At 58.6% G+C, this 18,578-nt stretch carries 18 protein-coding genes; 4 read left to right on the top strand and 14 right to left on the bottom strand.

All coding sequences use genetic code 11. The features are described from left to right. Positions 1-252: 252 nt before the first annotated feature. The 8 genes from RLO07_RS05270 to RLO07_RS05235 all read right to left on the bottom strand — a co-directional run bounded on the left by RLO07_RS05270 (position 253) and on the right by RLO07_RS05235 (position 9,815). Positions 253-795: a ferritin-like domain-containing protein gene (locus tag RLO07_RS05270; protein WP_462291081.1), complete on the bottom strand. Its 543-nt coding sequence runs from the start codon at positions 793-795 to the stop codon at positions 253-255. An 84-nt stretch (positions 796-879) separates the two neighbouring features. Next, positions 880-1,614 (bottom strand): polysaccharide deacetylase family protein, encoded by a 735-nt coding sequence (locus tag RLO07_RS05265; protein WP_462291080.1) that lies wholly within the window; start codon positions 1,612-1,614, stop codon positions 880-882. Positions 1,615-1,630: 16 nt separating this feature from the next. Then, positions 1,631-2,797, bottom strand: a complete 1,167-nt coding sequence (locus RLO07_RS05260; protein WP_462291079.1) for a glycosyltransferase — start codon at positions 2,795-2,797, stop codon at positions 1,631-1,633. Then, entirely contained in the window at positions 2,797-4,008 is a 1,212-nt protein-coding gene (locus RLO07_RS05255; RefSeq protein WP_462291078.1) for a sulfotransferase, read from the bottom strand. Before RLO07_RS05255 ends, RLO07_RS05260 begins: the two co-directional genes overlap by 1 nt. A gap of 193 nt (positions 4,009-4,201) precedes the next feature. Continuing rightward, positions 4,202-4,531 (bottom strand): DUF3240 family protein, encoded by a 330-nt coding sequence (locus RLO07_RS05250; RefSeq protein ID WP_462291077.1) that lies wholly within the window; start codon positions 4,529-4,531, stop codon positions 4,202-4,204. Continuing rightward, on the bottom strand, positions 4,524-7,592 hold the full coding sequence (locus tag RLO07_RS05245) for an efflux RND transporter permease subunit (RefSeq protein ID WP_462291076.1): 3,069 nt from the start codon (positions 7,590-7,592) through the stop codon (positions 4,524-4,526). The genes RLO07_RS05250 and RLO07_RS05245 overlap by 8 nt, the downstream gene beginning before the upstream one ends. A gap of 1 nt (position 7,593) precedes the next feature. Next, entirely contained in the window at positions 7,594-8,628 is a 1,035-nt protein-coding gene (locus tag RLO07_RS05240) for an efflux RND transporter periplasmic adaptor subunit (protein WP_462291075.1), read from the bottom strand. Next, positions 8,625-9,815, bottom strand: a complete 1,191-nt coding sequence (locus RLO07_RS05235) for a TolC family protein (RefSeq protein ID WP_462291074.1) — start codon at positions 9,813-9,815, stop codon at positions 8,625-8,627. Before RLO07_RS05235 ends, RLO07_RS05240 begins: the two co-directional genes overlap by 4 nt. 131 nt (positions 9,816-9,946) lie before the next feature. Between RLO07_RS05235 and RLO07_RS05230 the strand changes: the two genes are divergently transcribed. Both RLO07_RS05230 and RLO07_RS05225 read left to right on the top strand, forming a co-directional pair. Next, on the top strand, positions 9,947-10,462 hold the full coding sequence (locus RLO07_RS05230; protein ID WP_462291073.1) for a helix-turn-helix transcriptional regulator: 516 nt from the start codon (positions 9,947-9,949) through the stop codon (positions 10,460-10,462). Positions 10,463-10,767: 305 nt separating this feature from the next. Then, positions 10,768-11,961, top strand: a complete 1,194-nt coding sequence (locus RLO07_RS05225) for a BaiN/RdsA family NAD(P)/FAD-dependent oxidoreductase (protein WP_462291072.1) — start codon at positions 10,768-10,770, stop codon at positions 11,959-11,961. A 79-nt stretch (positions 11,962-12,040) separates the two neighbouring features. Here RLO07_RS05225 and RLO07_RS05220 read toward each other — a convergent pair whose 3' ends face one another. After that, a complete protein-coding gene (locus tag RLO07_RS05220; protein ID WP_462291071.1) occupies positions 12,041-13,333 on the bottom strand; it encodes an FAD-dependent oxidoreductase in 1,293 nt (430 codons plus the stop codon). A 3-nt stretch (positions 13,334-13,336) separates the two neighbouring features. Then, the gene (locus tag RLO07_RS05215; RefSeq protein ID WP_462291070.1) at positions 13,337-13,936 is read right to left on the bottom strand and encodes a c-type cytochrome; all 600 of its coding nucleotides are present in this window, start codon (positions 13,934-13,936) and stop codon (positions 13,337-13,339) included. Positions 13,937-13,951: 15 nt separating this feature from the next. Between RLO07_RS05215 and RLO07_RS05210 the strand changes: the two genes are divergently transcribed. Then, on the top strand, positions 13,952-14,380 hold the full coding sequence (locus RLO07_RS05210) for a hypothetical protein (protein WP_462291069.1): 429 nt from the start codon (positions 13,952-13,954) through the stop codon (positions 14,378-14,380). Positions 14,381-14,588: 208 nt separating this feature from the next. On the opposite strand, the gene RLO07_RS05205 is transcribed toward RLO07_RS05210, so the two are convergent. The 4 genes from RLO07_RS05205 to RLO07_RS05190 are packed head-to-tail and all read right to left on the bottom strand — an operon-like array spanning position 14,589 to position 17,517. Next, the gene (locus tag RLO07_RS05205; RefSeq protein WP_462291068.1) at positions 14,589-15,449 is read right to left on the bottom strand and encodes a pirin family protein; all 861 of its coding nucleotides are present in this window, start codon (positions 15,447-15,449) and stop codon (positions 14,589-14,591) included. Positions 15,450-15,481: 32 nt separating this feature from the next. After that, complete coding sequence (locus RLO07_RS05200) at positions 15,482-16,441, bottom strand: glutathione S-transferase family protein (protein WP_462291067.1); 960 nt, start codon at positions 16,439-16,441, stop codon at positions 15,482-15,484. A gap of 2 nt (positions 16,442-16,443) precedes the next feature. Then, positions 16,444-17,040 carry an FMN-dependent NADH-azoreductase gene (locus tag RLO07_RS05195; RefSeq protein ID WP_462291066.1) on the bottom strand — a complete coding sequence of 199 codons (597 nt, stop codon included), beginning with the start codon at positions 17,038-17,040 and terminating at the stop codon, positions 16,444-16,446. Positions 17,041-17,073: 33 nt separating this feature from the next. Further along, positions 17,074-17,517: a DoxX family protein gene (locus RLO07_RS05190; RefSeq protein WP_462291065.1), complete on the bottom strand. Its 444-nt coding sequence runs from the start codon at positions 17,515-17,517 to the stop codon at positions 17,074-17,076. Positions 17,518-17,667: 150 nt separating this feature from the next. On the opposite strand from RLO07_RS05190, the gene RLO07_RS05185 reads away from it, so the two are divergent. Continuing rightward, positions 17,668-18,567 (top strand): LysR family transcriptional regulator, encoded by a 900-nt coding sequence (locus RLO07_RS05185; protein WP_462291064.1) that lies wholly within the window; start codon positions 17,668-17,670, stop codon positions 18,565-18,567. Positions 18,568-18,578: the final 11 nt, after the last annotated feature.

The raw sequence follows: 18,578 nt of genomic DNA, 5'->3' as shown, positions 1-18,578 counted from the left end.
AGCCTTCCCTGCGCGTGCCGAGAACCTGAACGTCGTGATGGTTATGACACACTCCCTGGCAAGCCCTTGACGGTCACCTCAGCATTGGTCGTATGACCACCTACCGACCATGATCACCGCCAATAACAGCATGATTCTGGAGACCGCGACCGTCTGTACGGTCGCGCACATTCGCAGTAATACCACTGCGCAATCCGACTACCGGATAGCCAGGGGCGACGCTTGCGCCGTGTCAAAAACCGTGTCGCAAAATCAAGTGCCGTCCATCCTGGAAATCAGGCCCGCGAGATCGTCGGCGTGTTCCTCTTCGGTCGCCAGGATAGCTTCTATCATGCGACGGGTCACCGGGTCATCATTCCCAAGGTACTCGGCGAACTCCCGGTATGATTCGATCGCGATGCGCTCCGCTATCAGATCCTCCTTGATCATTTCGGTTACCGAAGTGCCTTCCTTGTACTCCGCATGGCTGCGTGAGGTCAGGCTGTCGGGATTGAAGTCCGGTTCCCCGCCGAGTTGGGTGATGCGCTCGGCAATCTGGTCTGCGTGCTGCTGTTCTTCGTGAGCATGCTCGAGAAACTCCTGCTGCGCGCCCTGGGCGTTAAAACCAGACGCCATATAGTAGTGTCTCTTGTAGCGCAACACGCAAACCAGTTCTGTTGCCAGCGCTTCATTCAGGACTTTCAGAACAGTTTCGCGGTCCGCGCTATAGCCTGACGTCACAGCACCTTCCTCGATGTGCTTTCGTGCCCGCTCACGAAGGGTTTTCACATCGGACAGAAATGGCTGGTCGGACATGAGGATACCTCCCTGGAATTGACAACATGTCATCAGGGTAGACAGGCTGGACAGAATTCGCAACCGGCGCTCCGACAGGTGTTTCTATGCCGGTTGCAAGCCTGCTGGACGATAATTTCGATAGTTGAGAGCTTGTGTTACGGCATGTATGTCTCTCCGCAGATCGCTGGCCAGGCGATACTGCAGATCCCGCGGATGTATACCGATCCGCAGTGGCAGCCGCGCCTGGGCGGCGCGCAGGCGTTGATAGCGATTGAAGGCGCGCAGGAATACAGCCCGCGATGGCATGTCCGCTTCATAACCTGTCAGCGGAAGTTTTTCGAACAGATCGCTGTCGCTGTGATAAACACCGCCCAGGGTTTCATACTGGCTAAACGGCAATGCTTGCAACAGGGACCTGTCGATATTGCCCATGGCCCAGGCTGGAGGCACATACAGTGTTGGATTGTCCAGGCCCTGATCAGCAAACCAGTCATGGCAGCGCGCCATGAGGGCATGTATCTGTGAGCTATCCAGAGACAAATGCTCGGCCACGTCGCGGGACAGGACCCGACTGTGCAGATGATGATAAAGGCTCCTCGGCTTGCTGCAATGATGCAGCCAGCCATGGCCGGCGAGCTGGTACCCCTGGTGTTGCTGTGCATGCAACCAGGCAATATCCGACTGGGTCCAACTGCGACCGGGGACTATCAGCAGGGTGATGCGATCCGGTGGTATGCGGCCGAGCTCCTGCAACAGCTTGTCGACCGCAACCAGTGCCTCAGGCATGACATCGTGAATCGATATCAGCGCCGAGTGAATAGGGTGGTGCGTCGACATTGCCGTTCCCTGGGGGTCATTCCGTGGCAAACCTTCGCAGCAAGGCAAATGTGGCGGAGCGCGCCGGCCTGGGCAGATAGCGCTGCTGCAGGGCCGTATGCTCCAGAACATTCAGCCAACTCTGGATGGCGTCACCGTTAAGGCGGCATGCCGCGTTGCGGGCATGCTCGGCGATGCTTTGCCGCTCCCAGTATGGCAGGGCCTCAATGCGTTGCAGTGCGCTGGACAACGTCTCTTCCGGGGACAGCGTGAACAGGCCCCTTGCCAGCGCCGGCCACTGGTTTATACCGCAGGCGAGCGTAGTCAGAACCAGGCGCTGACGGGCCATGGCCTCCAGCGCCACGGTGCCGAAGGCTTCTACGGAAGAAGGCAGGATCAACAGGTCATTGTCATTCAGGTGCTGCAGCACCTGGTCGCGACTCAACCATCCGGTGAAGATCAGGTTGGGTAGTTCGGCTGCCTTTTGACTGACGAGCCTGCGTTGCGGTCCATCGCCAACGATTTCGAACACAAGATCCGGTCGTTGCTCTGCCAGCTCCAGAAAACGGCCAATATTTTTTTCCGCTGCCAGGCGGCCGACAAACATGACGCGCTGAATCTTTCGCCGAATGGCAGTGACCGGATGATAAACAAAGCTGTGAGCTACCGGGGTGGGCACCAGGCGTGGATTGATCGCACCGATGCCGCGGGCGTGCTCGACCATCGATTGACTGATGGTAATGACTGATGAACTGCCGCGGAACATCCTTATATTGAGCAGCTGCAGAAGGCTACCGACAGGACCCGCCAACAGCGGATGCCAGTATAGACTGACCATGGCGCGATAATCACTCTGGTGAGTGACGCAAACAGGGATGCCGAGTTTTTTCCCAATCCAGTAGCCAGCCAGCGAAAAGAACCCGGGGCCGGGGACGATGATGACATGCGGCTTCATTGCCAGCGCCAGTTGTGTCAAGGCACGCATCCTGGGCAGGTAAAGCCGCTGGGTGGCGTCACCGGGCATTGGAATCGATGCTCCCTGGCATGGGTGCGGTGCTTCGATGCCCGGCGCTACCAGTTCAACACGTGCAATTTTTTCGTGGCCTTCAAGATGGGCCACCAGATCCTGGAAATAGGTGCCGACACCATTGCGACCACAAATGGCATCGACGACAAACAACAGACGCAATTTATCAGTAATCATCACCTGCCGTTATATGCACTTTCTGTTACAAAAGTGTGACTATCGCGATCTTGTCGCCTCCGTGGAGGCGGGTAACCGAAGCGCAGATAGACAGAATCAAATGCATTCAGCAAACGCTCCGGCGAAAAACCCAGTCCACCCAGCGAGTAATCATGCCGGCTGCGATAGTGTCGCGCCCTCTCGACTTCGGGCGCCAGCGCTCGCCGGTACGCATCGGAGAGAGGCAACTGAAGACACTGGTAAAGCCGTTGCAGTGTGGCCAACGGTGCCTGCGACAGAGCTTCCATGGTGACAAAGGCGTGCTGTGCAGGCGGCAGTGCCGGCAAAACCTGCAGCAGGTGGTGGCAATAGAACTGCATCAGCTCGGTCAGGTGCTCGCGCCAGTAGCTGGTGTCGGCACGCGGATCAATCGCTACCGCCACATTCAGCATCGAGCTGACCTGGGATGGCACGGCGTCGGTCGGATTGCGGAAGCAGGCGATAAAACGGGCATCGGGAAAGGTGCGCGCCAGGCCTGCTACCATCGGGCTGAAAGAGGGATTTTTGCTGAGATAGGTCTTGTCCGGGCCACGGCAGTAGAGGTGGCGCTGGACCAGCCTGCGATAAAAGCCCAGAATACGCGCCTGTTCTGCAGCGGGAAGATCGCGATCGAAATGCGCGAGATGCCAGAATTGCTGCCGCGGGAACAGCAATACCAACAGGAAACAGCCCCCCGCCGGCAGCAGGCCAAGAAAGTCCTCTTCCGGCGCTTGCAGACCGGTCTTGTGTACGTCGTCCAGCCAGGTGAGCAGCAAACGTTCTGCGCCGTAGACCACCCGGCCGAGGGGACGGCCGATCAAGGCATCCAGGCGACCCAGGCCGCCCCAGAAACGCCTTTGGACAATGGACGGCGCAAAGATCAGTTCCCACAGCACGGCAGTGGTGAAACGGTCCTCATCGAGCGCCAGCAGGTGGTGCAGAAATGTGGTACCGCTGCGCGGCATGCCGACCACAAAAACCGGCTGCCTGACGACAACTTGCCGGTATCCCGGAAACAGCCAGTTGTCCAGGTACAGGCAGATGGCATTAATGACTTGCAACAGGATGAACAGGGGCCAGAACAAGCACAATATCAACCAGCGTCGCAGCGCGAGCCGCCGCCGGTGGAAACCTTCGGTTGAGTTCCAGCCAGTGAGCAGCAGCGACAGATAGAAACCCAGAGCGTACGTCACGTCAGTGAGCTGGTTCCATGGCCAGTCATGACACTCAGGTTACCAACCCAATGTGACGAAAAGGTGACTACCGATTGCCTTCCCTGCCCCCGGCCTGACCCGCATCCATAGTGGGTATTGTCAATATTGAAATTCCGCATGACGAGATCCAAACCTCGCACCGGTGGATAGCGGCAGGGGCTCATCAAGACTTCTATTGCGGGGTCTCTCCAGGCACATCCGGCAAACGCCCCACATGCAACAATTCCACCAACCAATAGCGCACATGCTCCCGCCCCACCAGCGGCTCAATCGCGCCGATAATTCGTTCATGCTGTTCGGGCGAGTGGAGAATCTCGAAACGGCTGAAGCGGCGTGCGCCAGCGACCTGCTCGGCGACGTCGAAGTGGCTGTGCTCGCGACTGAAACCCGCCGCTTCCACAGCGCTGAAGCCCGAGAGACCATCCAGTGTCATTAGCACGTCTACCAGATCATCGTGCAGACGCCCGGGAACCAGTAACACCATCAGCTGCAAATCACTCATGCTGGCGACGCCCCCAATACTGGTAGAACACGGGCAACAGAAACAGCGTTGTAACCGTTGAAGTCACCAGTCCACCGACCACTACAATGGCCAATGGCCGCTGCACCTCCGCGCCCGGCCCTGTGGCAAACACCAGGGGCAGCAACCCGAAAATCGCCGTGGTCGCTGTCATCAGCACGGGTCGCAGGCGCTGGGTTGCGCCGCTGACAATGCGCTTTGACAGCTCGGCGCGCAGGTGCCATTGCTGCTGGAAATAGCTCACCATAACCACGCCGTTGAGAACGGCGACCCCAAGCAAGGCGATCAGGCCCACGGATGCGGGCACGGACAGATATTCTCCGCTGGCAAACAGCGCGATCACGCCGCCCATCAGGGCAAAGGGCACGTTGCCCAGTATGATCCCCGCCAGTGCCAGCGACCGGAACGTGGCGAACAGGATTATCATGATCAAGAGAAGTGCCACCGGCACTACCAACAGCAGGTTCCGCGTGGCCCGCTGCTGATTCTCGAACTCGCCACCATACTCAAGGCGGTAGCCCGCAGGCAAGGGCACCTCCCGCGCCAGTACCTCACGCAGATCCTCGACCAGGCCGACCACATCCCGTCCCTGTACATTCAGCGTCACGATCCCGAACCGGCTACCGCGCTCGCGCTCTACAACCAACGGCCCTTCCGCGTAACTGATGTCGGCAATATCCCCCAGCGTTGCCAGCTCACCGTCTGGCAGCACCACGACGCGCTGTTCAAGATCGGCCACCGTCGCTGGAGCCGCTACGGATTCAGACCCCGATGCCAGGGTTACCGGTGTGCGCTGGCGCCCTTCCCGCACCTCGGAGATGGCTGTGCCCTCTATCTGTGTCTTCAGATAATCCGCCAGACCCGCGGCGGTAAGACCGTGGCCGGCGGCCAGCTGCGGCTGTACCCGCACATTGAGAAACTTGCCACCCTCGGTGACCGAGGCCTGCACGTCCACGGCGCCCGGGAGTTCGCGCGCGATCTCGGCAACTCGCGGTACAAGCTCCGCCAGCTGCGCGAGGTCTTCGCCAAACAGCTTGATGGTCACATCGCCGCTGCTGCCGGTGAGCATCTCGGAGACACGCATCTGAATGGGCTGGGTAAAATTGATATTCATGCCCGGAAATCCTGTCAGTACCGCGCGCACCGCGCTCTTCAGTTCGTCCTTGCCGTCCATGCGCCAGGAATCCTGTGGCGCCAGTTCCATGAAAACGTCGGTCTCGTTCAGGCTCATCGGGTCAAGGCCCAGTTCGTCGGAGCCGGTGCGCGCGACGATCTGCCGTATCTCCGGCACCGCCGCCAGCAGCGCAATTTCGATCTGCTTGTCCAGCTCTACTGAAGCCGCAAGCGATATGCTGGGGGACTTCTCCAACTGCACGATCACGTCGCCCTCATCCAGCACCGGCATGAAGGTCTTGCCGATCAGTGCCAGCAGCAGCGCACTCAGCGCCAGCAACCCGCCCACCGAGAGCAGCAACCAGCGCGGACGCGCGAGAGCGCCGCCAAGCATCTGCGCATAGCTCCCCTGCAGACGCTGCATGAACTGAGGCATGGCAGCAGTGCGGTCGCTCAGCAGCAGTGACGCGGCCACCGGGATCACGGTGAGTGCGAGCAGCAACGCCGCAATCATGGCGTACACTATGGTCAGAGCGACGGGGGTAAACAGCTTGCCCTCAAGACCGCTCAGAGTCAGCAGGGGAGAGAACACGATAATCACGATCAGGGTCCCGGACACCACCGGTAGCGCCACCTCGCGTACAGCGCGGTAGATCACGTGCAGCCGCGGTTGCCCGCGGGTATTGGCCAAGCGTGTCACAGTGTTCTCCACCACTACCACTGACGCGTCCACCAGCATGCCGATGGCGATTACCAATCCGCCCAGACTCATGAGGTTTGCCGTGAGCTGTGTCACTGACATGAGAAAAAATGTCGCCAGGGCCGCCAGCGGCAGCGACAGCGATACCACCAGCGCGGCCCGCAGATTGCCGAGGAACACCGCCAGCACGGCCACCACCAGGACGATTGCCTGGAACAGGGCACTGGACATGGTGCCGATAGCGGTGCTGATCAGGCGTGCCCGGTCGTAGAACACGTTGATTTCCGTACCGGGCGGCAGCGTGTTTTCGAGGGCGGCCAGGCGCTCCTTGACGCCGGCCACGACGGCACCAGTGTTGCTGTCCCGCAAGGCAATCACCAGGCCCTGTACCGCTTCCTCGCCATCCCGGGTCACGGCGCCATAGCGAGCCAGGTGCCCGATCTCCACATCGGCGACGTCGCGCAGCCGGTACACGCCAGCTGGCCCGGCACTGACCACCACGTCGCCCAGTGCCCGCAGGGAGTCGATGCGGCCCTCTACCCGCACCACAAGCACATCATTGCCGAGCAGAATGCGCCCGGTCCCGGCATTCAGATTCTGTCCAGCGATGGCTGCCTCGATAGCGACCATGTCCAGGCCCAGCGCCGACAGCTCTGCCGAGCGCGGTGTCACCTGGAAGGTTCTGGCATAGCCGCCCAGAACGTTCACATCGGCAACACCATCTACCGTTCGCAGTGCCGGCCGGATATCCCACTCCAACAGGCGGCGTCTTTCCATCAGGGACAGCTGCGGATTCTCCACCGTGAACATGAACATCTCGCCCAGAGGTGTGCTCATGGGTGCCAGACCACCCTCAACTGCAAAGGGCAGATCATCGAGGATGCCGGCGAGGCGCTCATTGACCTGCTGCCTGGCCCAGTAGATGTCGGTGCCCTCGACGAAATCCAGGGTAATGTCGGTGATCGCATACTTGGTCGTAGAACGCAGCATGGCCTGGCGCGGGATACCCAGCAGCTCGGTCTCTACCGGATAGGTTACCTGCTGTTCGATTTCTTCCGCGGTCATGCCGGGCACCTTGAGGATGACCTTGACCTGGGTCGGCGAGATGTCTGGATAGGCATCCACCGGCAGCAGCAGCCAGGCGCGTATACCCAGGGCGACTAACAGCACCGCAAGGACACAGACGAAGAGTCGCTGCGTCAGCGAAAAGCGTACCACCTGGTTCAGCATGTCAGTCGCCGCCCAATCCCAGCAGAACACCCTGCACGGCGCTCACGGAGGTCACCAGCACGGCGGTATCCGCCAGCTCGCTGTCGGCCGTCACGGCGTAGTCATCGCCCACCGGCAGCAACAGGGAAACAGTGACCGCCTCAAGGGCAGCGCCGCGCCGCACCAGCACCTGCGCCTCGCCGTCCCGGGTGAATACCGCCGAACGTGGTACCGAATAGGCGGCCTGCCGATACAGGGGGCGGGCGCTGACCGTGGCGTTCAGGGGCAGATCACAGTCAGCGGATATCGGCTCACTCCAGGCCGTGAGGAAAAACCCTTCAGCGACGTGATCGAGTCGGGCAAGCGGCAGGCGACAACCCGGCAGCACCAGCGCCACCAGATCATCTGCTGAGGCCATCGGCACACGCGCCCGCAACTGCAGCGCAGTCGCAGCCAGGAAACCGGCCAGTTCAGTGCCGGCTACCAGGCGCTCCTGGGTGTCACGATATTGAATACGGCCATCGATGGGCGATAGAAGCGTAATCGAATCGCTGTTGTCAGTCGACTCCTGCACCAGCTCCTGGAAGTGCCGCATATGCTCGTACTCGAGCTGCAACTCCAGATAGCGATCGACAATGGCTAGCCACTGACCTTCCTGCAAGGCTCTCTGCCGATAGGATTCGCGACTGCGCTGATAGCGGTCTTTCGCGGCCTCGTAGCGGGTCTCCAGTAGCGAATACTCCAGTAGCAGGTGGTGTATCTCTGGGCCCTGCAGAATCACGAAAGGCTGGCCCGCACGCACCACTTCGCCATTGCCGACCAGATAAGAGGCGCGGCGAACATCCCGCGGCAGGCCAATACGATACATGGCGCTGCCGGGGTGGGTGACGCGAGCCTGTACCGCCGGTCCCGGTACTTCATCCAGCTGCTTTACGGTCGCAAACTTCAGCTCGAGATCCCCAAGATCGGTGATCGCAACGCGTGCACTCCCGGCCTCCGCCGCCGACAGCGCCGAGAACAGCCCGGCGCACAGCAGCACATGAATATACCGATTCACAAAGGGTACCCCGCAGCCTGCCGCTGCAGCGCGGCGTTTCGATGTATTTGTGATTTGATCAGCGCCAGTTCGCCGCGGCGGTCCAGAACGTCCAGCAGACGGCGCAGGACCAGTTCCGCCTCGACTTCGTTGCTCGCGCGCAGGGAGAGAAGCTGCGCTTCGATCTTTTCACCCAGGAGTGCCGATTCCTGCAGTAACCGCTGTCGTGTCTGCAAGCGCTCCGCGTCGCTGCGCAGGGCCTGCCAGTCGCGCCGGATCTCAAGACGCGCTTGGTCGCGCTGCAGAATGAAGTCACGCTGTGCGGCAGCTTTCTGACTTTCGACACCTCGATGACGCACCTCCACAAGACCCAGCGGGACATCCACCGCCAACCCGAACTGTCGCTCGTCCTGACCAGGCCCGGAGAAATCGCGTGCAACCAGAGCCAGGTTCCAGTTTGCCGCACGAGGATCGGCAAGACCTGCCAGCAAACGCTCCTGCTCGCGCTTCGACTCCAGCAGCACGAGACGAGGATGGATATCGTAGCGTGGCTGCTGGGGAACCGGCACGGGCTCTGAAATATCCGACGGCACTGCAGGCAGACCGGTGAGGGAGCCAAAACGCAGCGCCGCTTCGCGCAGCGCGGCCTGGTGATCTGACAGTAACAGCTCGGCATCCAGCCGCTCCTGACCCGCCAGCAACACGGCATACTCGGAGACGGTGCCAGCCTTTACCTGCAGTTTCGAGCGCGACTCCAGCTCCGCCAGCAACTTCACCCGTTCCCGGGCCTGACTGATCTGCACTTGAGCCAGCCGATGCGCCCATACCGCTTCCCGGATCAAGCCGGAAAAGTACCAGGCCCGGTAGACCGTGCTGGCCTCGCTGAGGCGCACCTCCAGGCCAGACAACGACTCATCCAGCCGATGCCGAAGGCCGGATTTCAATGGCAGGTTCAGCGACAACTCGGTCTCGTCGGCGCCCTGGTCAAGGTCGCTCTGAACATGAAGTGCGGACAGCACCGGCAAATCGCCCAACAGACTCATGCCCGCGGCCACATCCACACTCTCGCTGTGGCCGGCGTCCTGGAAAGCCAGCGTCGCCGACAGCACTTCGCCGAGGCTCATGTCGCTGGCCTGCTGGGCCGCACCCGTTCCTGCCACCAGCAGACAGGCAGCAAAGGCCAGGGGGTTCATCAATTTGCTGGACATCAGCCACCATTACCTCAGGTTATTGTGTATTCTAACGGCTTTGTACCTTTGTGCATCCTGCACATGTCCCGCGAAGGCGCTTCTGGTACATTTGCCCGATAACTGTAACCTGCTGTTATTGCGAGGTTTTTTTGAAAGACCGCCTGATCGCCACCCTCCTGGCTTGCATTGTCCTGCTGAAGCTTGTCGATGTCATTTTTGATGCCGATCTCGGTGTGCCCGCCTGGCACCTGCTGCAGGAATGGGTCCTGTTGCTGCTTTCCGCGACAGGCTTTGTCTACCTCCTGGTGGATATCCGTCGGCGTACCCGCGAGACTCAACAGCTCAGGAGCTCTCTGTTTCTCAGTAACCAGAAGCTGCAGGAGCTTGATCAGAGTATGCGCGACGCACGGCGACAGTACGCCGAGGTGATACAGGAGCACTTCGATAACTGGGGATTGAGCCGCGGCGAACAGGAAGTGGCGTTGCTATTGCTCAAGGGCCTGAGCCTGAGGGAGATTGCCAGTGTCAGGAACACCAAGGAAAAAACTGTCCGCCAGCAGGCCTCGAGCATCTACGGGAAGACCGGGCTGGAGGGCCGTCATGCCATCTCCGCCTGGTTTCTGGAGGATTTTCTGATGGAGGACACTCCGCGGGCACCGGAGTAACCGACCCGGCATGCGCTCGCAACCGTGCATGCTCCCCGCAGGCTGACAGAAGGGGAAGCAGGGCCGGCCCCTTGAAGCAGATCAGAAATCGTAGCCCAGACCCAGCGTATGGGCCCATATCCCACACACCGGTCACGCCAAAACTGTCGCTATCCAGGTTGCGATCGCTATTACCGGTTCCCCTGTTTCTGCAAGCGCCAGCGTCACAATGGGCGTTAGCAACATGGCACTGTGTCTCGCCCGGGCGTTCGAACTGGAGTGAGGCTGGTATACTGTCCGCCGTTTTCCTTCGATCGGCAGGCAGTGTGGCGGCGGGTTCAGCATCAGAGTACGACGTAATCATCATCGGCGCCGGCGCAGCGGGCCTGATGTGCGCAGCGACCGCCGGCTATCGGAGCCGCCGCGTTCTGGTACTGGACCACGCCAACAAACCGGGCAAGAAAATCCTGATGTCCGGTGGCGGCCGCTGCAACTTCACCAACCTGAACAGCACTCCCGCCAACTTTCTCTCGAACAATCCCCCCTACTGCATTTCTGCTCTGAAACGCTACACCCCCCAGGACTTTCTGGACCTGGTGGATCGCCATGGCATCGAGTACGAGGAGAAAGCGCCCGGACAGCTGTTCTGCAGGGACAGCGCCAGGGACATCCTCGACATGCTGCTTGCCGAGTGCGACTGGGCCGGTGCCGAGGTTCGCCTGAGAACAAGCGTCGAAAATGTCGACGAAACCAGCTCCGGATACCGCCTGCAGACCGGTTCGGGTGGTCTGAGCTGTGAATCCCTGGTGATCGCCAGCGGCGGGCTCTCGATCCCCACCATGGGCGCCACCGGCTTCGGGTACAACGTGGCAAGGCAATTCGGACTGGAACTATTACCCACCCGGGCCGGCCTGGTTCCGTTTACCCTGCATCCGGAACTCAAGGAGCAGCTTGCGCCCCTGTCGGGAGTCAGCTGCCCGGTGGATGTGCAATGCCATGACCAGCACTTCCGCGAACCCATGCTGGTTACCCACCGGGGGCTCAGCGGCCCGGCCATGCTGCAAATTTCGAGTTACTGGGAACCTGGCGACAGCCTGGCCATCAACCTGCTGCCAGCCTGCCACATTGCCGAAGACCTTTTCAGCCTGCGCAAAAGCCGGCCGCAATGGACGCTTGGCCAGTATCTGGCCCGGCACCTGCCAAAACGGTTTGCCCAGGCCTTCACCGAACTGCAGGGTTGGCGCGGTCCTTTACAGGAATACAAGAACGGCGACATCGAACAGGCGGCACATACTCTGGGGCAGTGGTCGATCAAGCCCGCCGGCACCGAAGGCTACAGAACTGCGGAGGTCACCCTGGGTGGCGTTGACACCCGCCAGCTCTCTTCCAGAACCATGGCGGTTCTGGCGAGACCGAACCTGTATTTCATCGGCGAGGTGGTGGATGTCACCGGCCACCTCGGCGGCCACAATTTCCAGTGGGCCTGGGCGTCCGCTGTGGCGGCGGGGAACGACGCCTAGCGAAGAACCTCCAGCGTAACGTAAAAGGATGCCAGCAATATGAAAAAGCCCCAGTATCGCTGGCAGCTTCTTCATACGCTCAAACGAAGGTATCTGAGAACAGATTACTGGCCCAGGTGTACATTTCTCTGTAGCTCTCCCTGTCCCAGCCGTCGGATGCGCCCAGCGAGTTCGGCACCAATTCCATTGCGTCTGCGGCCAGGTTATATCGAAATACAGCTGTCAGCCACGCCGCCTCGGTAAAGTTGACAGGACTGAAACATGCAGAATTGGTAGTCACGTTCGCCAACCGCTCAGCGGAGTGCGTTGACAGCCCGGCCTGTTTTCTCATCACGGCATCCGCACATACTTTGGCCTGTGCGTTTGCCATGTGCGCACTCTTGGGCTGGCCTGTGGCCTGGGCATCGCCAATCACGTAAATATCACTCAGCCCCGCCACCCGGGTTTCATAGGTCACGGGATCGACCGGAGCCCATGCGCTACCAGCTGTTAATCCCGCATTGCGCAACAGCGCAGGCGCCCGGTGGTTCGGGATAACGTTCAGCACATCACTGGAGTAGCTGCCGGCGGTCGTTACTACACTCCGGTTTTCCGAGTCTACCGACACCAACTCTGCATCCGCCACGTACTCGATGACACCGCCATACAAGCCATTAAATGCAGCAGTAAAAGTCGCTTCCTCAGCCTGGATATGGCTGTTGGCATCCAGTACCACAACTCTCGGCGTGCCGTGTACGCCCGTGCCACCCGCATCATTGGTAATCCGCTGCGCGATAGCGGCCAGCAGGCAAGCGCGCTCGTAAGGACCGGGTGGGCAACGGTAAGGCGCCTTCGGAACTGTCATGACGACAGTGCCGCCGGGGGGGAGTTCGCTGTTCAGCTGGCTCTGAAGCTGTTCGGTCTGCGTGCCGGCAATCCAGGCATGAGGCACGAGGGAGGCGTCATAGCCGGGAATATCCTCGAACTCAATGCCGGTGGCAAGTACCAGAGAGTCGTAGGGCAATGATGAGCCATCATCAAGGTTCACCTGGTGACCATCCGTATCAATCCCCGCTACTGAAGCCATAACTGTGTTGAAACCGAAGCGATCGGCCAGCGATTGGTGGTCAAAAGTCAACTGTGACAGGCTCAACTCATTGGTGAGAACGAGATTGCTCATCACGCAGGAACTGTGTCCTTCACGCGGGTCGATCATCGTGATTGAGAACTTGCCGCCGCCCCAAAGTGACAGGTAACGGGCGAAGGTGCTGCCGGCAAATCCACCCCCAACAACAACCACTTTATGGGCTGTCTGGCTGTGCAGTTTGCCAACTGCGGACATTGCGGCAACACTGGTTGCCACGCGCAGGAGATTACGGCGTGAAATGCTCATATCTCAGTCCTCCTCGTCTTTTTCATCATCTTCATCGCGATCCTCGCCCCAGTCTTTGTCGTGGTCGCGATCCTCATCACGCTCGTCGTCCTCATCACGCTCGTCATCCTCATCGTGGTTGCCGTCCGAAGAAGCGTCTGAGGCACTTAAATGTATCTCGGGTGTGTCGGTGGCACTGTTCTCCGGAAGCCCGGCGAAGTATTCAGCTATCCGGCGAATCTGGTCATCGGTGTAGCCTAGAGCCTGATGATCCATCATGTCGTCAGGGCTGCCTTCTGACTGCATCTCGCGTAATTCCTCCTGAATCTCCCTGACACTTTCTCCCGCTAGTGAGTCGATATCCCCAACTGCGTAGCCATTAGTGCCATGGCACTGACTGCATTGGCTCGCGAGCATCCGATTGATCGTCACATCGTCCGCGAAGACGGGTAAGGAGAGCGGTACAGTAAGCAACATCGCCGCGCTGAGCTTCGAGAATGATTTTTGATTTGGCTGCATTTCGTTTTCCCTCTCTAATAACCACACAATTTGTAGCGTCATAATTGGGAAAATATTCCCAATTATGACGAAATGCAAGCAATTTTCTGTTTTTTCGACCAGCAACCGGGCTCTCTCCGTATGCAGTACAATGAATTCCTGCCATTCGGCCCCTTTTTGCTCGAACAGATAGACTGCGCCCGCGCCGTCCGTGTGTATATCGACCGAGATAGATCGTGCGTAAAGTTTGCATTGAAGGAAGCAGGCGTGACATCCAATTACATCAGCTATGACAATGTCATTGACCTGATATCGTGGCAGAGGGCTATCGATGCCCTGCGTAGCGGGCATCGGCGGCCAAAGGCGCAGATCGCCGACCTTTTCCTGGGGCCGCCGACGGCGACTCTACTCAATGGTGCCGCCTTCATTGAGGGATTCGACTATGGCATAACGGCCGTCACCGTGATGGACGGCAACCCCGGGTCAGTTTTAAACGGCAACCAACAAGCAGGGTTTGCTCGGGAAAGCCATAATAGTCGAAAATCAGATCTGGCTGATCGCTGGTCGTGACACTGAATCCTGCCGTCTGCCAATGGGCAGAGACCTTCACAATGACCTTTGGGCGAGTTGGCAGCGAAGCCGCAATGCGTTTGAGGTAGGCCGCCATACCATGCCACGTATCGGCGGGTTCCAGTCCATGAAGAAACACGGACCCGCGCCGTAGGGATGAATAGTACCGGCTGTTTGGTGGATGCAACGAGCGATGTGGTCGAATGGGTCATAGATGAGTTCTGCCCGGCGCGCGCTGCGTCACTAGCCTCCCTTCCTGGAAGTCACGTATAGCCTGCTCGATTTCCTCAGGCTGGTTCATCACAAAGGGGCCATACTGGGCAATGGGTTCGCGCAAGGCCTCACCCGCCAGGACCAGCGCCTCGAAACCCTGCTCGCCTGCCCGCAGTGTCAGCTTGTCACCAGTGCCGTAAACACCCAGTTGCCTGGTCTTTAACTCTGTGCTGTCTCCAGCATAAACAAACACCAGGACCCGTTCGTAGCCTCCGACATCCAGAATAAATTCCGCGTCAGTTGCTACAGACACATCTGCCAGTAACGGTCGGGTAGCCATGGCCGGTAAGCAACCGTTAAGCGTCGTGTCTCCCACATTCATCTCGCCGGCGATAAGTCGTACTTCATTGCCAACATCATCCCGGCAGTAGGCGACTTCCGCACTGCGAATATCGCGATAGGCAGCCGGCTTGTATTTGCCCCTGGCGGGTAAGTTCAACCAAATCTGAAAGCCGTGCATCAGGCCCTGCTCCTGCTCTGGCATCTCCGAGTGAATTACCCCATGACCTGCCGTCATCCACTGCACATCACCGGGGCCGATCACGCCCTCGTTACCCATGTGATCGCGATGGCGCATGCGACCGGCCTTCATGTAGGTGATGGTTTCAAAGCCTCTGTGGGGATGCTCTGGAAAGCCGCCCATATAGTCGGTAGCAGTATCCGAGTTGATTTCATCGACCATCAGAAACGGATCCAGCATCCTGTGCATTGATACGCCGGCAATGCGGTTGATTTTGACGCCATCACCATCACGGGATGGTCGCGACGGATACACCTGCGATAATTTTCTATACATTTTGAACCTCCTGCGCTGGGAACCTGATGTTTTCAGTCAAGCTGGCCCCGGTTATGGGGTAGCGTAAAATCCTGATCGGGCCCCAGTGGCACCACCTGCGTTGGGTTAATGGTGACGTGACTGCCGTAGTAATGTTGCTTGATATGTTCGAAGTTTACCGTTTGCGCCACGCCCGGTTGCTGGTATAACTCACGCAGATAATGGCTGATCGCGGGGAAATCGACGATGCGCTGGCGGTTAGTCTTGAAATGTCCGTAGTACACGGCATCGAAGCGAATCAGCGTGGTGAACAGACGCCAGTCGGCTTCGGTCAACACACTGCCCGCAAGGTAGCGCTGACGAGCCAGGGTCGCCTCCACCCAGTCCAAAGCGTCGAAGAGTTTGTAATAGGCAGCCTCGTAGGCCTCCTGGGTGGTGGCAAAGCCGGCCCGGTACACGCCATTGTTGATCGAGTCGTAAACTCGCTCATTAATGGCGTCTATCTGCGCCTGCAAGGAGTGGGGGTAATAGTCAGTGTCATTACCCGTAAGCTCGTTAAACGCACTGTTAAACATGCGAATAATGTCTGCTGATTCATTGCTGACAATAGTATGTCTTTCCTTGTCCCACAATACCGGCACAGTGACCCGGCCGTTATAGTCTGGATCTGACTTTAAATACAACTGGTACAGATAATCCAGGTCGTATTGATCGTTCCTTAATTCCCATCCTTGGCTTAGCATCAATGGCTCGACCACCGTGACATCAATCAGCTCCTGCAGATCTTTGAGCTGACGGAAAATCAGCGTACGATGTGCCCAGGGGCAAGCCAGCGACACATATAAATGGTAGCGCCCGGGTTCCGCCTTAAACCCTTCGCTGCCGGTCGGACCGGCAGCGCCATCCGCCGTCACCCAGTTGCGAAAGCGGCTGTCCTGGCGGCGGAATTCGCCGCCGCTTGACTGGGTGTCATACCACTGGTCCACCCATTGACCGTTCTGTAACAAACCCATGATCAGGCCTCCTCTAGTTCGGGCTGCGCCAACAATGCATCAATCTGCTGCCGAGCCGATGCTATCACCACCTCTGGGGAGCCCTTGGAGCCACTGGCATCGACATGAACCACCTCATTGATGCCCAGAAAGCGACAGATGTGCTCCATATAGCGGCCGGCAAAATCCCAGTCACCGCCAATCGGCGTGCCGCCGGAAGCCGTTACAATAAACACCCGCTTCACACCGGTGAGCCCTTCCGGGCCGTTCGCTGTGTAGCGAAATGAAACCCCGGCGCGACAGACATAATCGATCCACTGTTTCAAGTAGGCGGGAACACTGAAGTTGTACATTGCCACGCCCAGCACCAGCGTGTCGGCTTGCTGCAATTCGGCGATCAATTTATTGGACATCGCCAGATGCTGCTGCAGGCTGGCACGGTCGTCCTGGTGTGAGCCGTGCACACCCACCAGATCCTGCGGACTTATCGGCGGCAGAGGGTTCTTAACCAGGTCCCGTTCGATGACCGGCTGCCCCAGTTGTTGCACCAGATAATCAGTAATGATGCGCGAGTTAGCGCCCTCCACCCGGGCGCTGGAATCAATTTTCAGTACAGTCATAGGATATCTCCTGTCGAAATGTGTTGGGTTGTACTAGCGAAGCCTGGCGCTGATCACTTGATCGGCACTCACACTTCCCGCGCCGCGGATTGCCAGGCTGACACTCACTGCAAGCAGCGCCAGTCCAAATTCATAACCGTTGTTCGCCATGAACAGGCCGTTTGCCAGATGCACCGTGACGATCGCCACCACCATGGTGAACGCCAACACCACGGCAGCGGGACGCACCAGCAAACCTAAAACCAGGGCCAGGCCGCCGAAGAATTCAGCGCCACCAGCCAGTGCCGCCATTAGCATGCCGGGCTCCAGACCAATAGAGGCCATCCAGCCACCCGTGCCCTGCAGGCCATAGCCGCCGAACCAGCCAAACAGTTTTTGCGCACCGTGAGCAGCAAAGATAACGCCAGCGGCAACGCGCACCGGCAAAGCGTCAAAGCCCGCAGCGGAAGAGGTAATCTGTCTCAATAACGTTTTCATGATGATCTCCTGATAGAAATGTAGGATTTATTGAACTGACAGAGACACTCTAATGCTGGACCAACCAGTGAATAAGAGTCGTTTTTCGTCTAGATTATTCAATTTTATTGAACAATAATAATGCCACCAGCTGATCCCGAGGAGCCGATCATGGGCTATTCCCCCATTACCCTTGATGCACTACAAGCGCTGGACGCCATCGACCGACGCGGCAGCTTCGCCAAGGCCGCTGAAGAGTTGGACAAGGCGACCTCAGCACTTTCCTACGTCGTGCAGAAACTGGAAGAGCAACTGGGAGTAACACTCTTTCAACGACAGGGGCGACGCTCGGTGCTCACACCCAGCGGCAGGTTGTTGCTCAATGAGGGCCGCAAAATTCTCGGTGCTACCGCTTATTTGGCTGACCAGGTGAAAGAACTGGCTACTGGCTGGGAGCCGAGATTACGCATTGGGCTTGAATCCACTCTTGAGCGTGAGCCCCTTTTTCAAGCTCTGGGTAAATTGCTGCAAGAGCAGCCGAACATGGAGATAGATATTCAGGAATGTGTTCTCAGTGGCGGCTGGGAGGCACTGGAAATGGACAGCATTGACTTACTGGTGGGAGCTCCCGCGCCGGTACCATTGCAAAAGGGCTTCCGAGCATTGCCCATCCCGCCTGCGGAGATGGTGTTAGTGGCTGCGGCCAGCCATCCTCTTGCTCGCCTCGCGAATGATCCACACACTCTCGCCGAGCAGTTACCCCACTATCGACGCATCGTAACCCATGACACAGCCAAGCATAATGTTATGCGTGCAGCGGGATTAACCACTGGGAAACAAGTACTCTATGTGCAAACCATGGAACAAAAAATACAGGCGCAACTGGCGGGACTGGGAGTCGGTCATTTGCCGTGCAAATTCATTCAGATGTATCTGGAGAGCGGCGCGCTGGTGAAACTGACCACCGAAACACAGACTACTGAAAACCTTGAATACTATATAGCGTGGAGAATCAGTAACAAGGGCAAGGGATTAAAACGACTCACCCAACTTTTGAACGACACTTTCTAGCGATCAATTTG

Origin of the sequence: Haliea sp. (assembly GCF_040221975.1) — a bacterium.
Lineage (GTDB): Bacteria > Pseudomonadota > Gammaproteobacteria > Pseudomonadales > Halieaceae > Haliea.
The sequence above is the reverse complement of the archived record's forward strand: the minus strand, read 5'-3'. Positions and strand labels throughout refer to the sequence as shown.